General features: G+C 59.4%; 20 protein-coding genes. 11 read left to right on the plus strand and 9 right to left on the minus strand.

Annotated features, from left to right (window positions below):
* Nucleotides 1-39 precede the first annotated feature (39 nt).
* From BLU28_RS05655 to BLU28_RS05690, 7 genes are all read right to left on the minus strand, one after another.
* Complete coding sequence (locus BLU28_RS05655; RefSeq protein ID WP_077987421.1) at nucleotides 40-816, minus strand: AAA family ATPase; 777 nt, start codon at nucleotides 814-816, stop codon at nucleotides 40-42.
* A gap of 59 nt (nucleotides 817-875) precedes the next feature.
* Complete coding sequence (locus BLU28_RS05660) at nucleotides 876-1,919, minus strand: zinc-dependent alcohol dehydrogenase family protein (RefSeq protein WP_077987422.1); 1,044 nt, start codon at nucleotides 1,917-1,919, stop codon at nucleotides 876-878.
* A 95-nt stretch (nucleotides 1,920-2,014) separates the two neighbouring features.
* A complete protein-coding gene (locus BLU28_RS05665; RefSeq protein WP_077987423.1) occupies nucleotides 2,015-3,073 on the minus strand; it encodes an ABC transporter ATP-binding protein in 1,059 nt (352 codons plus the stop codon).
* 12 nt (nucleotides 3,074-3,085) lie between these two features.
* Complete coding sequence (locus tag BLU28_RS05670; RefSeq protein WP_004442862.1) at nucleotides 3,086-3,868, minus strand: ABC transporter permease; 783 nt, start codon at nucleotides 3,866-3,868, stop codon at nucleotides 3,086-3,088.
* Nucleotides 3,865-4,749, minus strand: coding sequence for an ABC transporter permease (locus BLU28_RS05675; protein ID WP_077987424.1), 885 nt, complete (start codon nucleotides 4,747-4,749; stop codon nucleotides 3,865-3,867). Before BLU28_RS05675 ends, BLU28_RS05670 begins: the two co-directional genes overlap by 4 nt.
* A 100-nt stretch (nucleotides 4,750-4,849) precedes the next feature.
* Nucleotides 4,850-5,956 (minus strand): ABC transporter substrate-binding protein, encoded by a 1,107-nt coding sequence (locus BLU28_RS05680; protein ID WP_006697730.1) that lies wholly within the window; start codon nucleotides 5,954-5,956, stop codon nucleotides 4,850-4,852.
* A 288-nt stretch (nucleotides 5,957-6,244) separates the two neighbouring features.
* Nucleotides 6,245-7,123, minus strand: coding sequence for a MurR/RpiR family transcriptional regulator (locus BLU28_RS05690; protein WP_004442858.1), 879 nt, complete (start codon nucleotides 7,121-7,123; stop codon nucleotides 6,245-6,247).
* Between the two features lie 174 nt (nucleotides 7,124-7,297).
* Here BLU28_RS05690 and BLU28_RS05695 point away from each other — a divergent pair, with 174 nt between their 5' ends.
* From BLU28_RS05695 to BLU28_RS05735, 8 genes are all read left to right on the plus strand, one after another.
* On the plus strand, nucleotides 7,298-8,071 hold the full coding sequence (locus BLU28_RS05695; RefSeq protein WP_077987425.1) for an N-formylglutamate amidohydrolase: 774 nt from the start codon (nucleotides 7,298-7,300) through the stop codon (nucleotides 8,069-8,071).
* Between the two features lie 213 nt (nucleotides 8,072-8,284).
* Nucleotides 8,285-9,799 (plus strand): amino acid permease, encoded by a 1,515-nt coding sequence (locus tag BLU28_RS05700; protein ID WP_022556629.1) that lies wholly within the window; start codon nucleotides 8,285-8,287, stop codon nucleotides 9,797-9,799.
* A 64-nt stretch (nucleotides 9,800-9,863) separates the two neighbouring features.
* Nucleotides 9,864-11,231: a glutamine synthetase family protein gene (locus tag BLU28_RS05705; protein WP_077987426.1), complete on the plus strand. Its 1,368-nt coding sequence runs from the start codon at nucleotides 9,864-9,866 to the stop codon at nucleotides 11,229-11,231.
* 18 nt (nucleotides 11,232-11,249) lie between these two features.
* Nucleotides 11,250-12,638, plus strand: coding sequence for an aldehyde dehydrogenase family protein (locus BLU28_RS05710; RefSeq protein ID WP_077987427.1), 1,389 nt, complete (start codon nucleotides 11,250-11,252; stop codon nucleotides 12,636-12,638).
* Nucleotides 12,635-13,780 (plus strand): iron-containing alcohol dehydrogenase, encoded by a 1,146-nt coding sequence (locus BLU28_RS05715; RefSeq protein WP_022556626.1) that lies wholly within the window; start codon nucleotides 12,635-12,637, stop codon nucleotides 13,778-13,780. The genes BLU28_RS05710 and BLU28_RS05715 overlap by 4 nt, the downstream gene beginning before the upstream one ends.
* Nucleotides 13,781-14,034: 254 nt before the next feature.
* On the plus strand, nucleotides 14,035-14,751 hold the full coding sequence (locus BLU28_RS05725) for a ParA family protein (protein WP_004442847.1): 717 nt from the start codon (nucleotides 14,035-14,037) through the stop codon (nucleotides 14,749-14,751).
* Nucleotides 14,752-14,920: 169 nt separating this feature from the next.
* Nucleotides 14,921-15,544 carry a TetR/AcrR family transcriptional regulator gene (locus BLU28_RS05730; protein ID WP_210184473.1) on the plus strand — a complete coding sequence of 208 codons (624 nt, stop codon included), beginning with the start codon at nucleotides 14,921-14,923 and terminating at the stop codon, nucleotides 15,542-15,544.
* 46 nt (nucleotides 15,545-15,590) lie between these two features.
* Nucleotides 15,591-16,796: an MFS transporter gene (locus tag BLU28_RS05735; RefSeq protein ID WP_175477669.1), complete on the plus strand. Its 1,206-nt coding sequence runs from the start codon at nucleotides 15,591-15,593 to the stop codon at nucleotides 16,794-16,796.
* Nucleotides 16,797-16,854: 58 nt separating this feature from the next.
* Here the strand turns inward: BLU28_RS05735 and BLU28_RS05740 are convergent, their stop codons facing one another.
* Nucleotides 16,855-18,240, minus strand: a complete 1,386-nt coding sequence (locus tag BLU28_RS05740) for a L,D-transpeptidase family protein (protein WP_006697737.1) — start codon at nucleotides 18,238-18,240, stop codon at nucleotides 16,855-16,857.
* Nucleotides 18,241-18,395: 155 nt separating this feature from the next.
* Here BLU28_RS05740 and BLU28_RS05745 point away from each other — a divergent pair, with 155 nt between their 5' ends.
* The 3 genes from BLU28_RS05745 (at nucleotide 18,396) to BLU28_RS05755 (ending at nucleotide 20,178) form a co-directional block, all read left to right on the plus strand.
* A complete protein-coding gene (locus tag BLU28_RS05745) occupies nucleotides 18,396-19,229 on the plus strand; it encodes an aldose 1-epimerase family protein (RefSeq protein ID WP_077987432.1) in 834 nt (277 codons plus the stop codon).
* 218 nt (nucleotides 19,230-19,447) lie between these two features.
* Nucleotides 19,448-19,786, plus strand: coding sequence for a protein tyrosine phosphatase family protein (locus BLU28_RS05750; protein ID WP_003522797.1), 339 nt, complete (start codon nucleotides 19,448-19,450; stop codon nucleotides 19,784-19,786).
* Nucleotides 19,787-19,836: 50 nt separating this feature from the next.
* On the plus strand, nucleotides 19,837-20,178 hold the full coding sequence (locus BLU28_RS05755) for a RidA family protein (RefSeq protein ID WP_004442838.1): 342 nt from the start codon (nucleotides 19,837-19,839) through the stop codon (nucleotides 20,176-20,178).
* 269 nt (nucleotides 20,179-20,447) lie between these two features.
* Here the strand turns inward: BLU28_RS05755 and BLU28_RS05760 are convergent, their stop codons facing one another.
* The gene (locus tag BLU28_RS05760) at nucleotides 20,448-21,212 is read right to left on the minus strand and encodes a HugZ family pyridoxamine 5'-phosphate oxidase (protein WP_022556621.1); all 765 of its coding nucleotides are present in this window, start codon (nucleotides 21,210-21,212) and stop codon (nucleotides 20,448-20,450) included.
* Nucleotides 21,213-21,219 lie beyond the last annotated feature (7 nt).

The following is a 21,219-nucleotide window of genomic DNA, read 5'->3' on the forward strand; positions in this document are numbered from 1 at the left end:
AATGCGGCAAGAGCAGCGCGATTTCAAGCCTTATGCTGTTCAATCACTCAGGTATTTCGATGGGCTGTCGAGAAAGCGCCGCAGGAAGATTATGGTCTCCAACTCGTCATAAAGACGTTCGGTGATGCCATCCTCGTCGAAATGATAAATCGTTGCCTCTGGAATGGCCAGAAGGACGGGCGAATGGGTGGCGATGATCAATTGCCCGCCTCGATCGGCCGCATGGCGGATGAGCGCGGCGAGTTCGAGCTGTTTCTGCATTGAAAGCGGGCTTTCCGGTTCGTCCAGAAAATAAAGACCGGCACCGTGCAACCTCTGCTGCATGATGTCCATAAACCCTTCGCCGTGGGAGCGGCGGTCGAGGATATTGTTCCTGACGATCCTGCGAAATGTCTCGGGCGTTTCCTCCGGAAAATTCTCGCCTTTTTTCAGTGCCTTTTCCCGCTCCCAGCGAAAATCGTCCAGCGCTTCTTCATTCTGGCGGCGGATATAACCAAGCACGTCTTCGGCGCGCAGAAACATGCGGATTTTCGGATATTTCTTGCGGGCGAAATAGAACGACTTCGCCACGGTCTCGGCGTGCTGAAGGTAAAGGTCGCCGGTTACCTGACCGTGATTGCCGATGGCATAGGCAGTCATTCCCGCCGCCAGTCCTTCCAGCAGTGTTGATTTGCCCGAACCGTTATTGCCGGCGAAAAAGGTGATCGGCGTCTTGAACTCGAGGCGTTCCAGATGGCGCAGCGCAGGGACGGAGAATGGATAGACGTCGCTTCCGTCGAGGTTCTCTTTTGTGGTTACGCTATCGAGAAACAGCATGTTGGGCTCCTCCTGACGGAAGACACTTAAACGGTGCCCCGTGTCAAAAGCCATTATCCCTATTCGAAACGGTCGATGATGCTGATGCCGCTTTCCCTGAAGCTGTCCATGGCGGGCAAGGCAGCTGCGGCCTCGGTCAGGGAGATGTGGCGGCCGATCAGCTTTTCTGGCGCGAGCCTGCCGCTTTCGATCATAGCCAGCATATCGTCGTAACGCCACGCCTGCATGCCGTGACTGCCGTAGATTTCCAGCTCGTGGGCGATCACCCGGGCCATGGGGATGGCGGGCATGGCGTGGTCTGCCAGCATGAGGCCCACCTGCACGTGACGGCCGCGCCGACGCAGATTGCTGATGGAGTTGCAGCAGGTTTGCGGGTGACCCAGCGCATCGACCGAAACATGTGCACCACCGCCAGTGATCTCGCGCACCGCTTCGGAGACGTCGGCCACGGACCGGCTGTTGATGGTGGCCGTTGCGCCGAGCTGACGGGCCATTTCGAGCTTGTCTTCGGCGATGTCGATGGCGACGACCTTCGCACCGAGGCAGGCGCCGATCATAATGGCAGACAGGCCGACGCCGCCGCAGCCATGCACCGCCAGCCATTCACCGCCCTTCAGGCGTCCCTGATCGGTCACTGCCCGGAAGGAGGTGGCAAACCGGCAGCCGAGGCCGGCCGCCGTTGCGTAGCTCATCGTATCGGGCAGATGCACGAGGTTCTGATCGGCGTAATCGATGGCGACATATTCGGCGAAGGAGCCCCAATGGGTGAAGCCGGGCTGGAACTGCGCCTCGCAGACCTGCTGGTTGCCGGAGCGGCATTCATGGCAATGACCGCAGCCGGAGACGAAGGGCACGGTGACGCGGTCGCCGGTCTTGAAGCGGGTGACGTTTTTGCCGACAGCGGCAATCACCCCGGCGAATTCGTGGCCGGGAACATGCGGCAGGCGAATATCCGGGTCATGTCCCATCCAACCGTGCCAATCGCTTCGGCAAAGGCCGGTGGCCTTTACCTCGATGACCACACCGCCATCTGTCGGTTCCGGATCCGGCAGGGACGCGACAACGGGGGTCTCACCGAATCGTTCGTAATAAAGCGCGCGCATCATGGCCTCACATCGTTGGTATGCAGGTTCGAAGTCATACCTGCTCTACCATCTCCCGCAAATGGGCGAAGCGGTTTTGCGTCTGGAAAAGCGTTTTAGTCCTTGATGAGCATCAGGTCGCCGGCTGCGAATTTCAGCGTGACCTGCTCACCGACGGCGGGCGGTGCTGTGCCGGGATCGTTGAACATGTCGAATGACAGCGTGGATCCGCCGAGATCGAGGCGGGTGCGGATGACCGAGCCGAGGAACTGGCTGGAGGTGACCGTGCCGGAAATGGCGACATCGCCTTTCGCGTCGCTGCCGAGCGAACCCGCTTCAGGGCGCAGGGCAAGGGTGATTTTTTCGCCGTTTGCCGCAATGACCGGCTTTTGCAGGGTGATCTGCTGCTCCCCGACCTGGATGGTGTTGGATGAGGAGTCCGCCACGATCGCGTCGATGAGGTTCAGCGTGCCCACGAAGGAAGCGACGAAGCGGGTCGCGGGCGTGTTGTAGATATCGAAGGGCGAGCCGATCTGGTCGGCGCGGCCGGCATTCATGACAACGATGCGGTCGGAAATCGACAGGGCCTCTTCCTGATCGTGGGTCACGAAAATGGTGGTGATGCCGAGTTTCTGCTGAATCTGGCGGATTTCCTCGCGCAGCGAAACACGAATCTTGGCGTCCAGTGCCGAGAGCGGTTCGTCCAGCAAAAGCACTTCCGGCTTCGGCGCGAGCGCACGGGCCAACGCCACGCGTTGCTGTTGGCCACCCGACATCTGGTAGGGATAACGGTCAGCCAGATGCTCCAGGTGGATGAGCTGGAGCATTTCTTTCACGCGCGCGTCGATTTCGGCTTTCGGTTTGCCAGCGACTTTCAGGCCGAAGGCGACGTTTTCATAGACATTCATGTTCGGGAACAGCGCATAAGCCTGGAACACCATGCCAATATTGCGCTGGTTGGGCCGGAGCGTTGTCTGGTCCTTGCCATTGATGACGATCGAGCCTCCGGTCGGGATTTCAAACCCGGCGATCATGCGCAGTACCGTGGTCTTGCCGCAGCCCGATGGCCCGAGGAAGGAGACGAACTCGCCCTTTTCGATGGCCATGTTGAAATCATGTACGACCTGGACGGAGCCGAAGGATTTCTTGATGTTGCTAAGTGTCAAAAAGCTCATGAAATATTGTCCTCAGGCCTTGGGAGGCGCGCCCTTCTGGTAGCGTGAAACGAGTTGGATCAGACCGAGGCAGCCCCAGGTAATGCCGAAGGAAATCACGGCAAGCGCTGCCGGTTCATAGGCGCGGTTGGCACCCAGCAGCTGCATGTAGGGGCCGAAGGCCGGGCGGTTCAAAAGGGCTGCCATGGTGAACTCACCGATGACGATGGCAAAGGTCAGGAAGGCGCCCGACAGCACGGCGACCAGAACATTGGGCAGGATGATGCGCGAGAGGATGGTCGTCCAGCCCGCGCCGAGGCTCTGCGCCGCTTCCGTCAGTGTCGCCACGTCGATGGTTCTGAGGCCGGTATCGACGGCGCGGTACATATAGGGCAGGGCCAGCGTGGCATAACCGAACATCAGAAGCAGGTTGGTGCCGAAGCTCGTGCCGGTCAGCGGCAGCCAGCTGGAGGTGTTGTAAAGCCTGATATAACCGAAGACGATGACGATGGCCGGGATGACCAGCGGCAGAAGCGTGATGAATTCGATATAGGGGCGCAGGCCCGGCAGTTTCAGCCGCACCCAATAGGCTGTCGGCACCACCAACAGGACGCCGAAAATGATGGTGAACAGCGCCATGACGACGGAATAGCTGAAGGTTTCCTGGAAGCGCGGGTCGCCCAGCACCTTGGCATAAGCGTCGAAAGAATATTCGCCGCGCCGCATTTTCAGCGAGAAATTGGTCATGCCGATCAGCGGCAGGGCGAAATAGAGCAGGCCGAAAATCAGCGCGCCCCAGGCGAAGAAACGCTTCATTTCAGCCACCTTTCGCTGCGGGCGCGCAGCCAGATATACAGTGCATTGGCAATGCCTGTCACGACGATCATGCCGAAGGCGAGCGCGTAACCGAGATGCGGATTGCCGAGAACGTCGCCGCGAATCTGCGCGAAGAGCAGGATCGGTACGATGTTGAGCGAGGAGCCGGTGAGCGCAATTGCGGTGGCCACTGCGCCGAAGGCATTGGCAAACAGCAGCGACATGGTGCCGAGCAGCGACGGCAGCAAGATCGGAAAGGCCACCATGCGCCAATATTGAAAGCCGGTGGCTCCGAGAATTTCCGCCGCTTCGCGCCATTCGCGCTTCAGGCCGTCAAGCGCGGGCGTGACGATGAGGATCATCAGCGGAATCTGGAAGAACAGATAGGTGACGGTGAGACCCCAGAAGGACAGGATGTTGAAGCCGAGCATCCTGAGATCGATGCCGACCTGCGTCTTCAGGAAGACGGTCAGGAGGCCGACCGGGCCAAGCGTGGCGATGAAGGCGAAGGCAAGCGGTACCCCGGCGAATTGCGAGGCGACGCCTGAAAAGGTGAGAAGCGGTCCGCGGATACGCTGCGGCAGACCACCGAGCACTACGGCCGCGGCGACGGCAAAGCCGATCAGGCAGCCGAGCGCTGCAGAAGCGAGGCTGATCTTTATCGAGATCCAGTAGGCCGAAAGGATGGATGCGGTAAAAAGCCCTGCAATATTTTCAAGCGTGAAAGTTCCGTCTGTCCGCTGGAACGCGCCAACGACGATCTTCATCGTCGGCATAATCAGAAACAGCAGCACAAAAACGGCAAAAGGTACGACGCCTATCCAATGCAGCGGCAGCTTTCTGCGCGCGTCGGATGGTCCGCCGGTGTTGGTTGATGGCATCCTTGTCCCCAAACGCCGTTTTCAAACGGTCTGTCTATAAAGGTCTATATTATAAAAGAAGCACCCCGGCTTTGATCGGCCGGGGTGCGTTTTCAACAATTTACTTCACGTTCGCGCCGACAACGCTATCCCAGCCGCCCGTGACGGCCGCCTTGTTGGCATCGACTTCCTCGAGCGTCGGGAAGATCGCCTTTTCATAGGCTGCTGCCGGCGGCAGGCTGTCGATCAGGTCCTGCGGAACCTTGCCGGCCTTGACCATGGCGTTGAAGCGGATCGGGTGGCAATAACCCTTCAGCCAGCCGAGCTGACCGTCGTCGGAGTAGAGGTGCTCCATCCACAGCTTGGCAGCATTCGGATGCGGGGCGTAAGCGGAAATGCCCTGCACGTAAACACCGGCGAGAACGCCCTTCTCGGGAACGACGACTTCCGTCGGCGGGTTGTCGTTCAGCGTCTTCTTCCAGGACAGCGCATTATAGTCCCAGGCAACGATAATCGGCGTGGCACCCTGTGCAAGTGTACCAGCCTTGCCAATAGTCGGCAGGAAGTTGCCAGCCTTGTTGAGGTCGGCGAAATATTTCAGGCCCGCTTCACCGGCTTCCTTGCCGGATTTTGCTCCGGTTGAAAGACCGGCGGCGAGAACACCGAGGATCGCCTGGTTGGAGGCGCGCGGGTCACCCGCAAGCGCGACCTGACCGGAATAGTCAGCCTTCAGAAGGTCTGCCCAGTCCTTCGGCGTTTCCTTGACAAGATCCTTGTTCACGAAGAAGGACATCACGCCGTAATAGTCGCCGTACCAGTAACCTTCGGGATCCTTGACGTTGTCAGGAATTTCGTCCCAGGTGGAGACCTTGTAGGGCTGCAGCAGGCCTTCGGCCTTCATCTGCGGGCCGAAAGCAAGACCGACGTCAATGACGTCAGGCGCCTGCGGGCCCTTATTGTCCTTGTTTGCCTTGACTGCTTCGACTTCGTCGGCGGAGCCGGCGTCGGGGTTCAGTTCATTGACGGTGATTTCCGGATATTTCGCCTTGAAGGCGGCGATCACGTCGCCGTAACCACACCAGTCGTGCGGCAGGGCGATGGTGGTCAGCATGCCTTCCTTCTTGGCGGCGGCGATCAGTTCGGCGCTCGGCTCAGCGGCGGCAATAGCGGTGGAGGCGATGACCAGTGCGGTGGTTGTAGCAAGCAGTCGGCGGCAGTGAGAGATCACTTTTTTCTCCTCTTCGTGTTCTCATATTGCGGACGCTGATACGGATTCTCGATGAAGCTAATGTGACGGCTGGATGGCAATTCATTTATCCGGATTCCGCCACTTTAAACCCATTTTCCGCCATTATCGGGCTTTTTGCCAGCAATTGCGGGAGTTGACCGTTTTTGTCCGTTAGACCAGATGCGTTCCCCAGCTTGGTTTTTCCCCTGCTTTATCGTGCTGGTAGCGATCGCAGGTATCCAATCAGCGTGCGGCATCGGCGTCAAGTCGTATGCCGGCTACGCATATTCACGTTCTATCAGGACGTCGGAACAGGCGTGTCTGTTCAAACAGGCCCTCCAGTGCGTTCATGCGTTCCTTGGTTTCGTCCCACGTGCCGCTCTGCACCGCTTCGATCAGCGCCTCGACGACAAAAAGCGTAACGACAGACGAATCCCACGCGGACGGGGCCTCTATTTTGACCCGGAAAATATGCAGCGCATGACGCGCCACCGGCGATGTCCACTGGTCGGTAAAGAGGATGATCTGCACTCCATTTGCCTTGGCCACCTCTGCCAGCGTCGTCATATCGTGCTCGTAACGGCGGATGTCGAAAATGACGAGCACATCGCCGGCGCTCATATTCAGCATATATTGCGGCCAGGCGCTGGAGTTGGACGACATCAGCGTTGTCTTCGGCCGTATCACCTGCATGTGGGTGAAGAAATATTCGGCAATCGCACCGGTGATGCGCCCGCCGACGAAGTAGATGCTGCGCTTGCGGTCGGAAAGCAGCGCGGCGGCATTGTCGAAGACGGCGGTATCGAGATCCCCAAGCGTATCGCGCAGATTGCCGGTAATGGCGTCGGCGAAACGGTTGAGAATGTGCAGGCCCGGCGCATTGGTTGCCCAGCGGTCATGTTTGGCCACCGGACCGGAGATCGTCGCTTCCAGCTCCTGGTGCAGATGCGCCTGAAATTCGGGGTAGCCCTTATAGCCGAGCTTCTGCACCATCCGCGCCACTGTCGGGGTGGAAACACCGGCATTTTCGGCAATCGTGGTGATGCTGCCGAGGCCGGACACCGGATAATTGCCGAGCAGGCTTTCTGCCAGCCGTTTTTCGGAACGTGTCAGCGCGTCGTAATGGGCATGGATGACGTCCGACACGGTGGCCGCGGTGTTGCGCAAATCTTTCCCCTTCCGGTCTTTCTGCCGGTGTGTGCGCTAAAATAAACATCTCTGCCCGTGATTGAGTCAATGGAAAAATGAAGAGAAAATTTCAAAATTCCATTTGACACCCGCCATAATGTGAAGAATTCTTTTCGCCGTTAGGGAAGACGGTTTTCCGGGTGGGGTACGTGCATGACGGTGCGTTCGCGGTTTTTCACAGAAGCGGAAGGGCAGGCCGTTGGCATCGAGAATGCCGGTGCGGCGGGCGATGTCCTGCTCGTCTGCGAACATGCTTCGGCCACCGTTCCGCAAAGATTCGGCACGCTCGGCCTGTCGCCCGAGGTTCTTTCAAGTCATGTGGCATGGGACCCCGGCGCTCTGGCTGTTGCCCGTCTGCTTTCGGAGAAGCTCGACGCGACGCTCATTTATCAGAGGTTTTCCCGCCTGGTCTATGATTGCAACAGGCCCCCCGAATCGCCGTCCGCCATGCCGGTAAAAAGCGAAGTATATGATATTCCAGGCAATTTCGACCTCACCGAAGCGGAGCGGTTTGCCCGAACGTCAGCGCTGTATGTGCCGTTTCACGACCGGGTGAGTGAGATCATCGCCGAGCGGCAGGCGAAGGGCCGCAAGGTGGTGGTGGTGACCATCCACAGTTTCACGCCGGTTTATCACGGCCGGTTCCGCGAGGTTGAGATCGGCATCCTGCATGATACCGACAGCCGTCTCGCTGACGCCATGCTGACAGGCGCCGAAGGGGCCTCGCTCACGGTCAATCGCAACGATCCTTATGGCCCGGAAGATGGCGTGACGCATACGTTGCGACTCCATGCGCTGCCGGACGGGCTTTTGAACGTCATGATCGAGATCCGCAACGATCTGATCGCCGATGAAGGAGAGCAGGCGAACATCTCCGCATTTCTACACGAGCTTATGGGGAAGGCACTCGCATCGATCGACGAGTGAGGGAGCAAGGGCCGGCCGATGGTGAACACACCGGGGTCAGGCATCGAAGGGAGACTGCCGCCATCCGGTCAAAGAAGCCGGAAAACGAAGCGGTACGGGAACAGCAGATGCGTGCGGCGCGATCCGGGAGTTTCCTGATGGCGCCGAAGACTGGGGCACAATCGGCCAATAACGGCTGACTGGCTTGTTTTTTTCTTATCAGGAGAGAAGGGCATGGACAGTTCATCGTCAGGCGTCAGCTACAAGAAAGCTGATGCATCCTATTTCGAAAAACGCGGACTATCCCGTTATGCGGGCGTGTGGTCGCTCTGGTCGCTTGGCGTCGGCGCGGTCATATCAGGGCATTTTTCCGGATGGAATTTCGGTTTCTCCACCGGCGGCTGGGGCGGCATGCTGGTGGCGGGCATCATCATCGCCATCATGTATCTAGGGCTGACATTCTCGATCGCCGAAATGAGCCCGGCGCTGCCCCACACGGGTGCGGCCTATTCCTTCGCTCGCACGGCCATGGGCCCATGGGGCGGCTTCATCACCGGCCTTTGCGAGAATGTTGAATACGTGCTGACGCCGGCGGTCGTCGTCACCTTCATCACAGCCTATGTGAACTCGATTCTCGGCCTCGATCCGGCCTATTCACCCTTCGTGTGGATAGCGTTTTACGCTATATTCCTTGCGCTCAACGTCTTCGGGCTCGAGCTTTCATTCAAGGTGACGCTCGTCATCACGCTGATTTCGCTAGCCGTTCTGGTGTTCTTCTGGATCAGTGCCATTCCCAATATCGATTTTTCGCGTTTTGCGCTCAACATCGGCGTCGGACCTGATGGCAAGGCGGTGGAACTGCCGGAGGGCGGTGGCTCGTTCTTCCCGTTCGGTTTTTCGGGCGTTCTCGCCACGCTGCCTTTCGCGGTCTGGCTGTTCCTCGCCATCGAGCAGCTGCCGCTCGCGGCTGAGGAATCCGTCGATCCGAAACGCGACATGCCGAAGGGTATCATCCTTGGCATGGTCACGCTGATGGTTTCGGCCTTCATGATTGTGCTGCTCAACCCGTCGCTGCCGGGCGTCGGCGCCTTCCATCTCAGCTCCTCGCTTGAGCCGCTGCTTGATGGCTTCAAGGCGATCTATGGCGATGGCGGTGTCGTGCTGCTTGGTCTCGTGGCGCTCACGGGCCTGATCGCAAGTTTTCATACGATCCTCTATGCGCAGGGTCGCCAGATCTATTCGCTGTCGCGTGCGGGTTATTTCCCGACCGTGCTGTCGATCACCCACTCGAAATACCGCACGCCATACGTGGCCAACATCACCGGCGCGATCGTCGGCCTTGCGGTCATGCTGGTCATCTGGTTCGCGCTGGGTGCGGAACAGGGCGGCAGCATCATCGGCAGCGTGCTTTTGAACATGGCCGTGTTCGGCGCGATGTTCTCCTACATCATGCAGGCGATTTCCTTCATCCTGCTCCGCAAGAACCTGCCGCATATCGAGCGGCCGTTCCGTTCGCCCTTCGGCATTCCAGGTGCGGTGCTGACTGTCATCATCGCCATCGTCACGCTGCTTTACCAGATCCAGGATCCGAACTTCACAAAGGGCGTGCTCTGGGTCGCCGTCTGGTTTGCGGTCGCCATCGCCTATTTCGCTTTCATCGGCCGTCATCGCCTCATCCTCTCGCCGGAAGAGGAATTCGCGCTGGAGCACAAGCAGGCTGCCATGGCAGCGGCGGCTGCAAAGGCCTGATGCTTAAACAAACGGGCGGCCGCAACCCGGCCGCCCGGTCACGACAATAAAGGGAACGGATAAAATGACGAGCTACACATTTGACGCGCTTAAAATGGATGTCGCCGAAGGGCGCATCGACACGGTTCTGGCCTGCCTTGTCGACATGCAGGGGCGTCTGATGGGCAAACGGTTCCAGGCTGAATTCTTCGTCGAAAGCGCCTTTGAGGAAACCCATAGCTGCAACTATGTGCTTGCCACCGACATGGAGATGGAGACCGTTCCCGGTTACAAATCCTCCAGCTGGGAGAAGGGTTACGGCGATTATGTCCTGAAGCCCGATCTTTCGACGCTGCGCCGTGTGCCGTGGCTGGAAGGCACGGCGCTGGTGCTGTGCGACGTGCTCGATCATCACACTCACGAAGAGGTTCCGCATTCGCCGCGCGCACTTCTCAAGAAGCAGGTGGCTCGGCTGGAGGCCATGGGGCTGAAGGCCTATATGGCGACCGAACTTGAATTCTTCCTCTTCGACCAGACTTTCGACGCGGCGCGCGCCAGCGGTTACAAGGGGCTGAACCTCGCCAGCGGCTATAATGAAGATTACCATATCTTCCAGACGACCAAGGAGGAAGATGTGATGCGGGCGCTGCGCAAGGGCCTGCAGGGGGCCGGTATTCCGGTTGAAAATTCCAAGGGCGAAGCGTCCGCGGGGCAGGCGGAGATCAATGTTCGTTATGCCGATGCGCTGACCATGGCAGACAGGCACGCGATCATCAAGAACGCCACCAAGGAGATCGCGTGGTCCAAAGGCAAGGCCGTGACGTTCCTCGCCAAGTGGAACTACAATGCCGCCGGCAGTTCCTCACATATTCACCAGTCGCTGTGGAGCCTTGACGGGAAGACGCCCGCGTTCCTGGACAAAGATGCGGAGCACGGCATGTCGCAATTGATGCGGCATTATGTTGCCGGGCTGCTGGCCCACGCCAGTGAAATTACTTATTTCCTCGCCCCGTACATCAATTCCTACAAGCGTTTCATGGTGGGTACCTTCGCGCCCACAAAAGCGATCTGGAGCCTCGACAACCGCACGGCGGGATATCGCCTCTGCGGAGCCGATACCAAGGGCATCCGCATCGAATGCCGCGTGGGCGGCTCCGATCTCAACCCCTATCTCGCCATGGCCGCCCTGCTTGCAGCAGGCATTGACGGCATCGAAAATAAACTTGAACTTGAGCCCGAATTTATCGGCGATGCCTATGGCGGCAAGGACGTGCGCGAGATACCCAAGACATTGCGTGACGCCACCGCGTTTCTGGACGGATCGAAAATGCTGCGCAGCGCCTTTGGCGACGATGTGATCGATCATTACGTCCGCGCCGGGGCGTGGGAACAGGAAGAATACGACCGCCGCGTGACCGACTGGGAAGTGGCACGCGGTTTCGAACGAGCCTAATCATTACGGGAAAACATCATGACCATGATCCAGAATATCTCGCCCATCGACGGCTCGATTTATGCCGAGCGGGAGGCGATGTCGCTGGAGGCGGCACGGGCCGCCGTTTCAAAGGCGCGCAAGGCGCAGAAGGACTGGGCTCGACGCCCGCTTGAGGACCGCGTTCAGCTGGTTCTGAAAGGTGTCGCACGCCTCAACGAGATGGTGGATGAGGTCGTGCCGGAACTTGCCCATATGATGGGCCGTCCGGTGCGCTATGGCGGCGAGTTCAAGGGGTTTAACGAACGCTCCAACTATGTCGCCTCCATTGCAGCCGATGCGTTGGCGCCGCTCGTCATCGAGGAAAGCGGCAATTTCGAACGCCGCATCGAGCGTGAGGCGCATGGCGTGGTCTTCGTCATAGCGCCCTGGAACTATCCTTACATGACGGCGATCAACACCGTCGCGCCGGCTTTGATGGCCGGCAATACGGTCGTCATCAAACATGCGGCGCAGACGCTGCTGGTGGGCGAGCGCATGGTGCGGGCTTTTGTCGAGGCCGGTGTGCCTGACGATGTTTTCATCAATGTCTTCCTCGACCACGGCACGACCTCGGCGCTCATTTCCGACGGCCTTTTCAACTTCGTCAACTTCACCGGTTCGGTGGAAGGCGGCCGCGCGATCGAGCGCGCCGCTGCCGGCACCTTCACCGGTCTCGGGCTTGAACTCGGCGGCAAGGATCCCGGTTACGTCATGGAAGATGCCGATCTCGATGCCGCCGTCGATACGCTGATGGATGGCGCCACCTATAATTCCGGGCAATGCTGCTGCGGCATCGAGCGCATCTACGTCAACGAAAACCTCTATGACGCCTTTGTCGAGAAGTCGGTCGCGTGGGTGTCAAACTACAAGCTCGGCAATCCGCTGGAGCAGGAAACCACGCTCGGGCCGATGGCCAACAAGCGTTTTGCCAAGGTGGTTCGTGCGCAGATTACCGATGCCGTCTCGAAGGGGGCCAAAGCACTGGTCGATCCGAAGCTGTTCCCTGCCGATGATGGTGAGAGCGCCTATGTCGCGCCGCAAGTCCTCGTCAATGTCGATCATTCGATGGAGTTCATGACCGAAGAAACCTTCGGCCCGGCGGTGGGCATCATGAAGGTGAAGAACGACGACGAAGCCATCGCCCTGATGAATGACAGCAAATACGGGCTGACCGCCTCACTCTGGACACAGGATGCCGCCCGCGCCGGGCGCATCGGTCGCGAAATCGAAACCGGCACCGTGTTCATGAACCGCGCGGACTATCTCGACCCGGCGCTTTGCTGGACCGGTGTGAAGGAAACGGGCCGTGGCGGTTCGCTCTCCGTCCTCGGTTTCCAGAACCTGACCCGTCCGAAATCCTACCATCTGAAGAAAGTCACGAAATGAATATCGTCGCCAACTGGAGCTATCCCACCGCCGTCAAGCTTGGCCGTGGCCGGATCAAGGAACTGGCGGAAGCCTGCAAGACGCTTGGTATCAAGAAGCCGCTTCTCGTTACGGATCGCGGCCTTGCCAATATGGCGATCACCGCGCATGCGCTGGATGTGCTGGAAGAGGCGGGTCTCGGCCGGGCGATCTTCGCCGAGGTCGATCCGAACCCGAACGAAATCAACATGGAAGCGGGTGTGAAGGTCTATCGCGATGGCGGCCATGACGGCGTCGTCGCTTTCGGCGGCGGCTCGGGCCTCGATCTTGGCAAGACCATCGCCTTCATGGCCGGGCAGACCCGCCCGGTCTGGGATTTCGAGGATATTGGCGACTGGTGGACACGGGCGGACGCTTCCAAGATCGCGCCTATCGTTGCCGTTCCGACGACGGCCGGCACCGGTTCGGAAGTCGGTCGCGCCAGCGTCATCACCAATTCGCAGACGCATGTGAAGAAGATCATCTTCCATCCGAAGCTCTTGCCCGGTGTCGTCATATGCGATCCGGAACTGACGGTTGGCATGCCGAAGGTCATCACGGCTGGCACGGGCATGGATGCTTTCGCCCATTGCCTGGAGGCCTATTCCTCGCCCTTTTATCATCCCATGAGCGCCGGTGTGGCGCTGGAGGGTCTGCGTCTCGTCAAGGAATTCCTGCCGCGCGCCTATAAGGACGGCACGGATATCGAAGCGCGCACCAACATGATGGCGGCGGCGGCCATGGGGGCGGTTGCCTTCCAGAAGGGCCTCGGCGCCATCCATTCGCTCTCGCATCCGATCGGAGCTGTCTACAACACCCATCACGGCATGACCAATGCCGTCGTCATGCCGGCGGTGCTGCGCTTCAACCGTCCTGCCATCGAGGACAAGATTGCCCGCGCCGCTGCCTATCTTGGCATTTCCGGCGGTTTCGACGGCTTTTATGACTATGTGCTGGAGCTTCGCAAAGAACTCGGCGTGCCTGAGAACCTCACCGCCATGGGCATCAAGCCGGATCGTATTGACGAACTTGCGGCGGAAGCGATCAAGGATCCGAGCTGCGGCGGCAATCCGGTGCCGATGACGCTTGAGAATACCAAGGCACTTTTTGAGGCTTGCTTTTAAGGAGTTACCTTTGATCGCCAGGTTTGTGAGAGGCTGAGAGGGTGCCGCTTGTTTCTTCTCCCCGGCGGGGAGAAGAAACCTGCGGCGACGCTGTACCCCGCATCGGTGCCGAGCGACCATCGCGGGCTTTTCTCATAGCACTTCGTCTCGGCGTTAGCGTTTTATTAACCCTGTTCGTTAAGATTATGGAAAGCACCATGAAGTGCGTCGGTGCGTGAATGAGCATGAAACGGCTCTGACAAACAGGGGGTATCATGTCAGTCATCACTTTCGCCAATACCAAGGGCGGCGCCGGAAAAACCACGGCCGTGCTGCTTCTGGCGACCGAACTCGCCCGTAGCGGCCATCGGGTGACGGTTCTGGATGCCGATCCGCAATTGTGGATTTCCCGCTGGTACGAACTCTCGGGCATGGTAGAAAACCTGTCAGTGATTTCGCATGTGACGATGGCTTCGCTTGAAGGCCACATTCGCGAAAACCGGGCCAATACAGACTGTTTCATCATTGACCTGCCCGGCGCAAAAACGCCGCTTTTGACCATGGCGCTCGGTATTTCCGATCATGTTCTGATCCCGGTACAGGGATCGGCCATGGATGCGCGTGGCGCTGCCGAAGTTCTCGATCACATCGAATTCCTGAACCGCAAGATGGGTAAGGCGATCGCCCATTCCATCGTGCTGACACGGGTCAACGCCATGGTGGCAACGCGTTCGCTGTTGCTCGTCAAGATGCTGCTGGCGGAAAAGAACGTCTCCGTGCTCAACACGGCGATTGTCGAGCGGGCGGCCTATCGCGATATTTTCGACTATGGCGGCACGCTTCTCTGTCTGGATGGCAAGAAGGTTAGCAATATCGACAAGGCGGTAGAAAATGCGGCGGCCTTTGCCGAGGAAGTCATCAACCTCCTGCCGAAAAGACTTCCCAGGCGCGTTGCGCACCTGGCACGTCTCGTGACACGCAGGGCTGCCTGACCTCGCGTTGCGAATCCCGCCCGGTTGCGGCGACGGTGCGACGGTTTGGTGAAATGGGTTCCCCACCAAAATGCGGAGAAGAGGCGGCCTTTACGAGGCGCTCCCACGTCCTCTTCATGGCGCGAAATTTTTGCTTGATTTGGAAACGATTGTTTCCTATATTCCGCTCATGAGCAATTTCAGCCAGCCCCGTTCCCCGGAACAGCGCCATCGCGGCCGCCCGCGCGAGTTCGATCTTGAACGCGCGCTCGATGGCGCGATCAAGGTATTCTCGCGGCGCGGTTATCACGCCACCTCGGTAGGCGATCTTACCGATGCGATGGAGCTGGCCCAGGGTAGCCTCTACAAGGCCTTCAAGGATAAGAAAGCCGTCTTCATCGCGACGATGGAGCGCTACAGGATCATACAGACCGAGCGTTTTGAGGCAGCTGTGGCCGGTTTCGACACCGGTTATGAGCGGCTGAGAGCGGGGCTGATGTTTTACGCCGAACGATCCTACGGCGGTGTCGGCTCCGACGGATGTCTGGTGGTTGGTGCTGCTGCGGATTTGGCGGCACTGGACGACGACATCGCCGTTGTGGTCGAGAGGGCCGTGAAGGCGAGGGAGCGGATCGTCGCCCGCCTCGTTGCCGAAGGGCAGAAGGATGGTTCCGTGCGGTCCAAGGCCGATCCCGATGATCTTGCGCGGGCGATGCTGTGCATGATGTACGGTATGCGCGTGGTGGGAAAGACAGGGCGGAGCCTTAAAGACATGGTGGCCGTGGTGGATATTGCCATGAAGCTTGCCGAGTAATTTTGTGAGTATTTAGGAAACGATTGTTTCCATATTGGAGAAAATGATGACGACGCGTGTGATTGATGGGGATGATATTCAGGCACCATCCATTTCCCCGGCTTTGACTTTCCTGCTGGCGACAGCCTGCGGATTGATCGCGGCCAATCTTTATTATGGTCAGCCGCTTGCCGGCATCATCGGTGCGGAGCTTGGTCTTTCCGCTGGCGCGACGGGGCTGATCGTGACCCTGACACAGATTGGTTACGGTATCGGTCTGCTGTTTGTCGTGCCGCTCGGCGATCTCGTGGAAAACCGCAAGCTGGTCGTCGGCTCCGTCTCCATGGCGGTGCTTTCCCTTGCCGCCGCAGCATTCGCGCCACATGCGACGCCGTTTCTGATCGCAGCCTTCCTGGTAGGGGTCAGTTCGGTGGCGGTGCAGGTCATCGTTCCCTATGCGGCCCATATGGCGCCGCACGCCATTCGCGGGCGGGTGGTCGGCAATGTCATGAGTGGGTTGATGGCCGGCATCATGCTGGCGCGGCCGGTTTCCAGCCTTCTGTCGGAAATTGTCTCCTGGCGCGGTGTGTTTCTGACGTCTGCGGCCGTCATGGCGCTTCTTGCCGTGGTGCTTTTCCGGCTCCTGCCGACCCGTGTGCCTGAAGCGCGGCTGAGCTATGGCGCCTTGATGGCTTCGATGGGCCGGCTGGCGCTTCACACGCCGGTCCTGCGGCGGCGGGCGATCTATCATGCGTTTCTCTTCGCGGCCTTCAGCCTGTTCTGGACCACGACGCCTCTTTATCTGAGTGGGCCGCATTTCAATCTCAGCCAGGGTGAGATCGCACTCTTCGCACTGGCTGGTGCGGCCGGCACCGTCGCCGCCCCGATTGCCGGGCGGATGGCCGATCGCGGATGGACGCGGGCGGCGACATTCTTTGCACTGCTGGCGGTAGCACTCTCTTTCGCCGTCACGCATCTTGCGCCCGAGGGATCGCATCTGGCGCTCGCCATTCTTGTCATTGCCGCAATCGTTCTGGATTTCGGTGTCACCACCAATCTGGTGCTCGGGCAGCGGGCGATCTTCACGCTGGGGGCGGAATTCCGCAGCCGCCTGAACGGCATCTATATGGCGACATTTTTCATGGGGGGTGCAATTGGTTCCGCCGTTGGCGGCTGGGCCTATGCGGTTGGCGAATGGCAAGCCGCCTCCTGGATCGGCTTTGCTCTTCCGATAGCCGCGCTGCTATATTTCCTGACGGAAAAGCGCGACTGAAACGTCATAACTAAAAAAGCCCGGACCACCGGGCTTTTTCTTTTTCTTTCCAGTCGATTTATTCCGCGAATTCGACCACCACACCGGGACGGACCATTTTCGCCAGTTCGGTGGCATCCCAGTTGGTCAGGCGAATACAGCCATGGCTGTTCGTCTTGCCGATCTTCGAGGGTTCCGGCGTGCCGTGAATGCCGTAGGTCGGCTTCGACAGGGCGATCCAGACCGTGCCGACAGGACCGTTCGGGCCCGGCGGGATCTGCAGGATCTTGTCGTTCTGACCCTGCTTGAAGTTGATCTTGGGATTATAGGTGTAGCCCGGATTGAGCGCGATACGCTCTACCGTGTGGGTGCCGCTTGGCGAGGGGGTGTCCGTGGAGCCGATCGTGGCGGGATAGGCGGCAATCAGATTGCCGTCCTGGCCATAGGCGAAGACCTGCTTGATACCCTTGTGCGCAACGATGCGGGCGACCTGCCCCTTCTTCGCCTCGCCGGGATTGACGACCTTGATGATGGTGCCGGGCACGGAGAAATCGACGCCGGGGTTCAGCTCTTTCAGATAGTTCTCATCCATGTGGAAGCGTTCGGCCAGCGCTTCCGAGGTCGACGTAAAGGAGAGGGCAGGCAGCTGCGATTTCTCGGCATAGTCGTCCGGGATGGAGGCCACGTAGGGGCCGGCGGCATCGGCGGCGGTGATCGTGTAATCCACAATCGGCATGCCGCCCGAGGCGCGCAGGCGTTCCAGAATGTCTTCTGAGTTGTTCGGGTCGAGCTTTTCGCCCGTCATGTCCTGCCAGGCGGCTATGGCCTTGTTGACATTGTCGCCCATCTTCCCGTCGATCACGCCGGGGGAGATGCCCTCGCGGTCGAGGAAGGTCTGGAGCGCGACGATTTCCTGGCGGGAACGGTTGACCGGCGTCGTTACCGGCGTATGCCGCTCGATCAGGTGGTCCGGTTGCGGAACGGCGGCCGTGGTGCTTTCTTCCGGCATCGGCTGGCCGAGCGGGCCGCTTTCCACCGCGCCGGGGGCTGGCACGGAACCGGTGTAGAGATTCTCATCGGAGCCGTCGCCGCGATATTCACGATAATCGCGCACGTTGCCGTTGTCCTGATAACCGTAGTCGCGCGGCGGCTCACGATACTGGCCGCCGGGGGCGGGTGGATAATAGGTGGTGTCGCGCTGGCGTACCTGCTGCCGCTGCTGGTAGCCGGAGGGCATTTCGGTGGCCAGCAGGTTGCCGTACTGGTCGTAGAACACGGTACGGCCCATCGCGTCACGGCTGATGACGATGTCGCCACGTTCCGGCATGAAATCGAGAACGCGGCCATCCGGCGTAACCAGCATGGTCTGTTCGCCATAACGCTGCTGCGCGCCAGCCTGTAGCGGAGCGAAAATCGACGCCACGGCGATCGTCAGGCCCAGAGCTGCGTTAAGAAACTGTTTCACGATTCTGCTATCCCTTGCTTCGTCACCGATAAACACACCGTAATCTTGACCCTATTGTGAAAAAGGTGAATTCGCGGTTAATGCAATCTTAATTTCCGTCACGGTTAGTAGCGTTTCCGTGAACCATGCGTTTTTACTGCCACAGGGAGGTTGTCTTGCGTTCGTTTCAGGCTGGCAGATCGCCACGCATTTTCCTCGATGAGACCTCCGTTTTCGATATCGGCGCCTGCGTCGTCGATGGCATAGACATCGCGCCCGGCCGCGCCATTCCCGATGATGGCGATGCGCGTATCGACCACTCGCTTGAAGGCTTTCTTTTTACCTGTGGTCCCGATCATATCCGTCATCCCGAACCGATTGATGGTGACCGCGAGGGGCGTCGATATCCCTTGCATGGCTCCTTCTCCTCGCATCCCGCAGCGATCACCGCGTTCGATCTTCTCGAGTCCAATGCACTGGCGCGCGTCGAGGTTCCCGTCAAGCTTGCTGATGGCGGCACGGCGCTGCTGGAACGGACATGGAAGATCGATGGCGAAAGCGGCGAGGTCAGCCTCGATGACAGGATCGTCAATACGTCCGGGCGGCCGATCCCAGTATTCCTGATGTACCATATGAATGTCGGCGCGCGCCTGTTTGACGATGCGGTGCGGCTTGAAGGCGCAATGCTGGATGGCGGCGGCCATGGCTGGCGTTTTGGCGAGGAGCCGGGCAGTGTTTTCTGTGTCTCGGCCGGCAAGACTGAATGGGCGGAATTGAAACTCGGCCCGATTGCGGCCATTGGCGGGAAGACGCTCACCGTGCGTTTTCGCACGGAGACGCTGCCTTATCTGCAGATGTGGCGCAACCAGCAGGCACCGGCGAACGTGCTCGGCATCGAGCCGGTTTCGCATCGCTGGGTGGGGCGTAGCGAGCTTGAGGCAGCCGGTGAGTTCAATATTCTTCAGCCGGGCGAAAGCCGTTCCTTCGGTCTGCGCTTTTCCATCCTCTGAGCCGTACCGAATGAAGACCGCGCGTCATTGACGCATGGGATTTGACCGCTTACATCGGATGCGGATTTCTAGATCGTTTTGGCTTTTCTTCGAATCGCCAAAACGATCTAGCTCTTTGATTTTACGCGTTGTCCGGACGTAAAAGCGTTTCCGCTTTTACTGGAAACGCTCTAAGGATGACGTCCAGCGGCGCGGACGCCGGTTTCAGGAGGCATGACATGGATATCAGGCGCATAGACGACGAATATTCGGTAACTGGACAGATCAGCGTCGCCGATCTGGATGAGATCAAGGCACTCGGCTTCAAGTCGATCGTCTGCCATCGCCCGGACGGCGAAGAAGACGGTCAGCCGCTTTTTGCCGATATTGCCGAGCGTGCAGAGCAGCTTGGCCTGACGATCATGCATGTGCCGGTCGGCCGCTACGGCGTCGACGCCGATGCCGTTGCCGGCATGGTGGATGCGCTCGATGAATTGCAGCGCCCGATGCTCGGCTATTGCCGTTCCGGCGCGCGCTCCACGGCGATCTACGAAAAGACCCATCACCTGCGCGGCTGATTTTTCGCGCGTCATTCTATTTTTCAAGTGCCAATCAACAGGAGTTTTCCATGACCATCAAGCGTATCGAGCCGGGCAAGCGCATGAGCGGCGCCGTCGTTCACGGCAACACCGTTTATCTGGCCGGCCAGGTTGGCGAAGGTACGAGCGTGACGGAACAGAGCAAGTCGGCTCTCGCTGAAGTCGACCGCCTGCTGGCCGCTGCCGGTTCCGACAAGTCGAAGATCCTGCAAACCATCATCTACCTCTCCGACATGTCTACCTTCGGCGAAATGAACGCTGTCTGGGAAGGCTGGATCGACCCGGCAAACCCGCCGGCCCGCGCCACCAGCGAAGCCGCGCTGGCAACGCCGGATTACAAGGTTGAATTCATCGTCACCGCTGCTCTCTGAGCATCAGTCTGATCTTTAAGAAAAGGCCGGGTCGCGGAATGCGGACCGGCCTTTTTGATGGGATGGGGTCAAAAACTCTCCCCGTCATGCCGGGCTTGACCCGGCATCCAGCCACGGCGCGTCTGCGCCGCGAAAAGAGTCTCTCGCGATCAAGGACTTGATCGCGCTGGACCCCGGATCTAGTCCGGGGTGACGGCGCGGCGCGGCGACATGGCCACAAAATGCCAAGTAGAAGCAATTTTCATGTTTTTTTGAATCGCTTGCGTCCGTCACCTCACCGGCGAAGCAAGCGCCTTCTCAAACTGCTTCAACGTCGTCACCCGCTCCGTAAACCAAAGCCGGGCCAGATCGCTGGCCGAGGCGAAATCGATACCATCCGGATCGATGGAGGTGATCGTCCATCGGCCAGCCTTTGCGCCAGCTAGAACGGCGAGCCGAGCTGCTTCGCCCTTGATGGCGTTAAGGCGGGTCGCTTCGCTTTCCGCCGCCGCCATCAGTTCTTCTGCGCCTGACAGATCGGTGCGCAGATCGGCGGGGATGATATTGCTGGCGTTGCGGGCCGGGCCGCCATTAATCTGCACGCCTTCCGTCCGCAGCCGGTAAAGCCTTGTGTCGGGAAGGGAGAGATAAAGTTTCGCTTTGGGGTAGCGGGCAATGTAGCGCGCGATGGCGATCGGCACTTCATCCGGGCTGATTTGTTCCGCCCTGCCCACCAGTGTCAGGCGCGGCAGCGTCAGCGCGTCACCCTTGCCGAAAGGGGCGAGTGTCAGCGAGATACGAGAATCGCTTTCCATGTTGCGGGCGTGCAGCGTCAGCCCGGCCGCGAAGAAGAACGGCGTGCCATCCGGCTCGATGCCGATATTGGTCGCGGTTGTATAGGGATAACCGCTGACGGGATCGAGCGTCGCAAGTGCTGCCGTGCGGGACGTGTGCAGCACATCGCGGGCCACGCGCACTGCCTCGAAAGGCGCGCCGGCCGAGGGCTCGATCTTCGCGCCGCGTGGGGTGATGACGGGAGGGGCTGTATCCGGCATGGCGTTT

The organism is Agrobacterium pusense (assembly GCF_900102105.1).
In the GTDB taxonomy this organism is placed as follows: Bacteria; Pseudomonadota; Alphaproteobacteria; order Rhizobiales; family Rhizobiaceae; genus Agrobacterium; species Agrobacterium pusense.

Excerpts from the sequence above, each read along its gene's own strand:
- BLU28_RS05710 (WP_077987427.1), top strand. The coding sequence starts at position 11,250 with ATGACCATGATCCAGAATATCTCGCCCATCGACGGCTCGATTTATGCC.
- BLU28_RS05700 (WP_022556629.1), top strand. The coding sequence starts at position 8,285 with ATGGACAGTTCATCGTCAGGCGTCAGCTACAAGAAAGCTGATGCATCC.
- BLU28_RS05670 (WP_004442862.1), bottom strand. The coding sequence starts at position 3,868 with ATGAAGCGTTTCTTCGCCTGGGGCGCGCTGATTTTCGGCCTGCTCTAT.
- BLU28_RS05755 (WP_004442838.1), top strand. The coding sequence starts at position 19,837 with ATGACCATCAAGCGTATCGAGCCGGGCAAGCGCATGAGCGGCGCCGTC.
- BLU28_RS05735 (WP_175477669.1), top strand. The coding sequence starts at position 15,591 with ATGACGACGCGTGTGATTGATGGGGATGATATTCAGGCACCATCCATT.
- BLU28_RS05705 (WP_077987426.1), top strand. The coding sequence starts at position 9,864 with ATGACGAGCTACACATTTGACGCGCTTAAAATGGATGTCGCCGAAGGG.
- BLU28_RS05730 (WP_210184473.1), top strand. The coding sequence starts at position 14,921 with ATGAGCAATTTCAGCCAGCCCCGTTCCCCGGAACAGCGCCATCGCGGC.
- BLU28_RS05665 (WP_077987423.1), bottom strand. The coding sequence starts at position 3,073 with ATGAGCTTTTTGACACTTAGCAACATCAAGAAATCCTTCGGCTCCGTC.
- BLU28_RS05715 (WP_022556626.1), top strand. The coding sequence starts at position 12,635 with ATGAATATCGTCGCCAACTGGAGCTATCCCACCGCCGTCAAGCTTGGC.
- BLU28_RS05655 (WP_077987421.1), bottom strand. The coding sequence starts at position 816 with ATGCTGTTTCTCGATAGCGTAACCACAAAAGAGAACCTCGACGGAAGC.
- BLU28_RS05660 (WP_077987422.1), bottom strand. The coding sequence starts at position 1,919 with ATGCGCGCGCTTTATTACGAACGATTCGGTGAGACCCCCGTTGTCGCG.
- BLU28_RS05725 (WP_004442847.1), top strand. The coding sequence starts at position 14,035 with ATGTCAGTCATCACTTTCGCCAATACCAAGGGCGGCGCCGGAAAAACC.
- BLU28_RS05760 (WP_022556621.1), bottom strand. The coding sequence starts at position 21,212 with ATGCCGGATACAGCCCCTCCCGTCATCACCCCACGCGGCGCGAAGATC.
- BLU28_RS05695 (WP_077987425.1), top strand. The coding sequence starts at position 7,298 with ATGACGGTGCGTTCGCGGTTTTTCACAGAAGCGGAAGGGCAGGCCGTT.
- BLU28_RS05750 (WP_003522797.1), top strand. The coding sequence starts at position 19,448 with ATGGATATCAGGCGCATAGACGACGAATATTCGGTAACTGGACAGATC.
- BLU28_RS05675 (WP_077987424.1), bottom strand. The coding sequence starts at position 4,749 with ATGCCATCAACCAACACCGGCGGACCATCCGACGCGCGCAGAAAGCTG.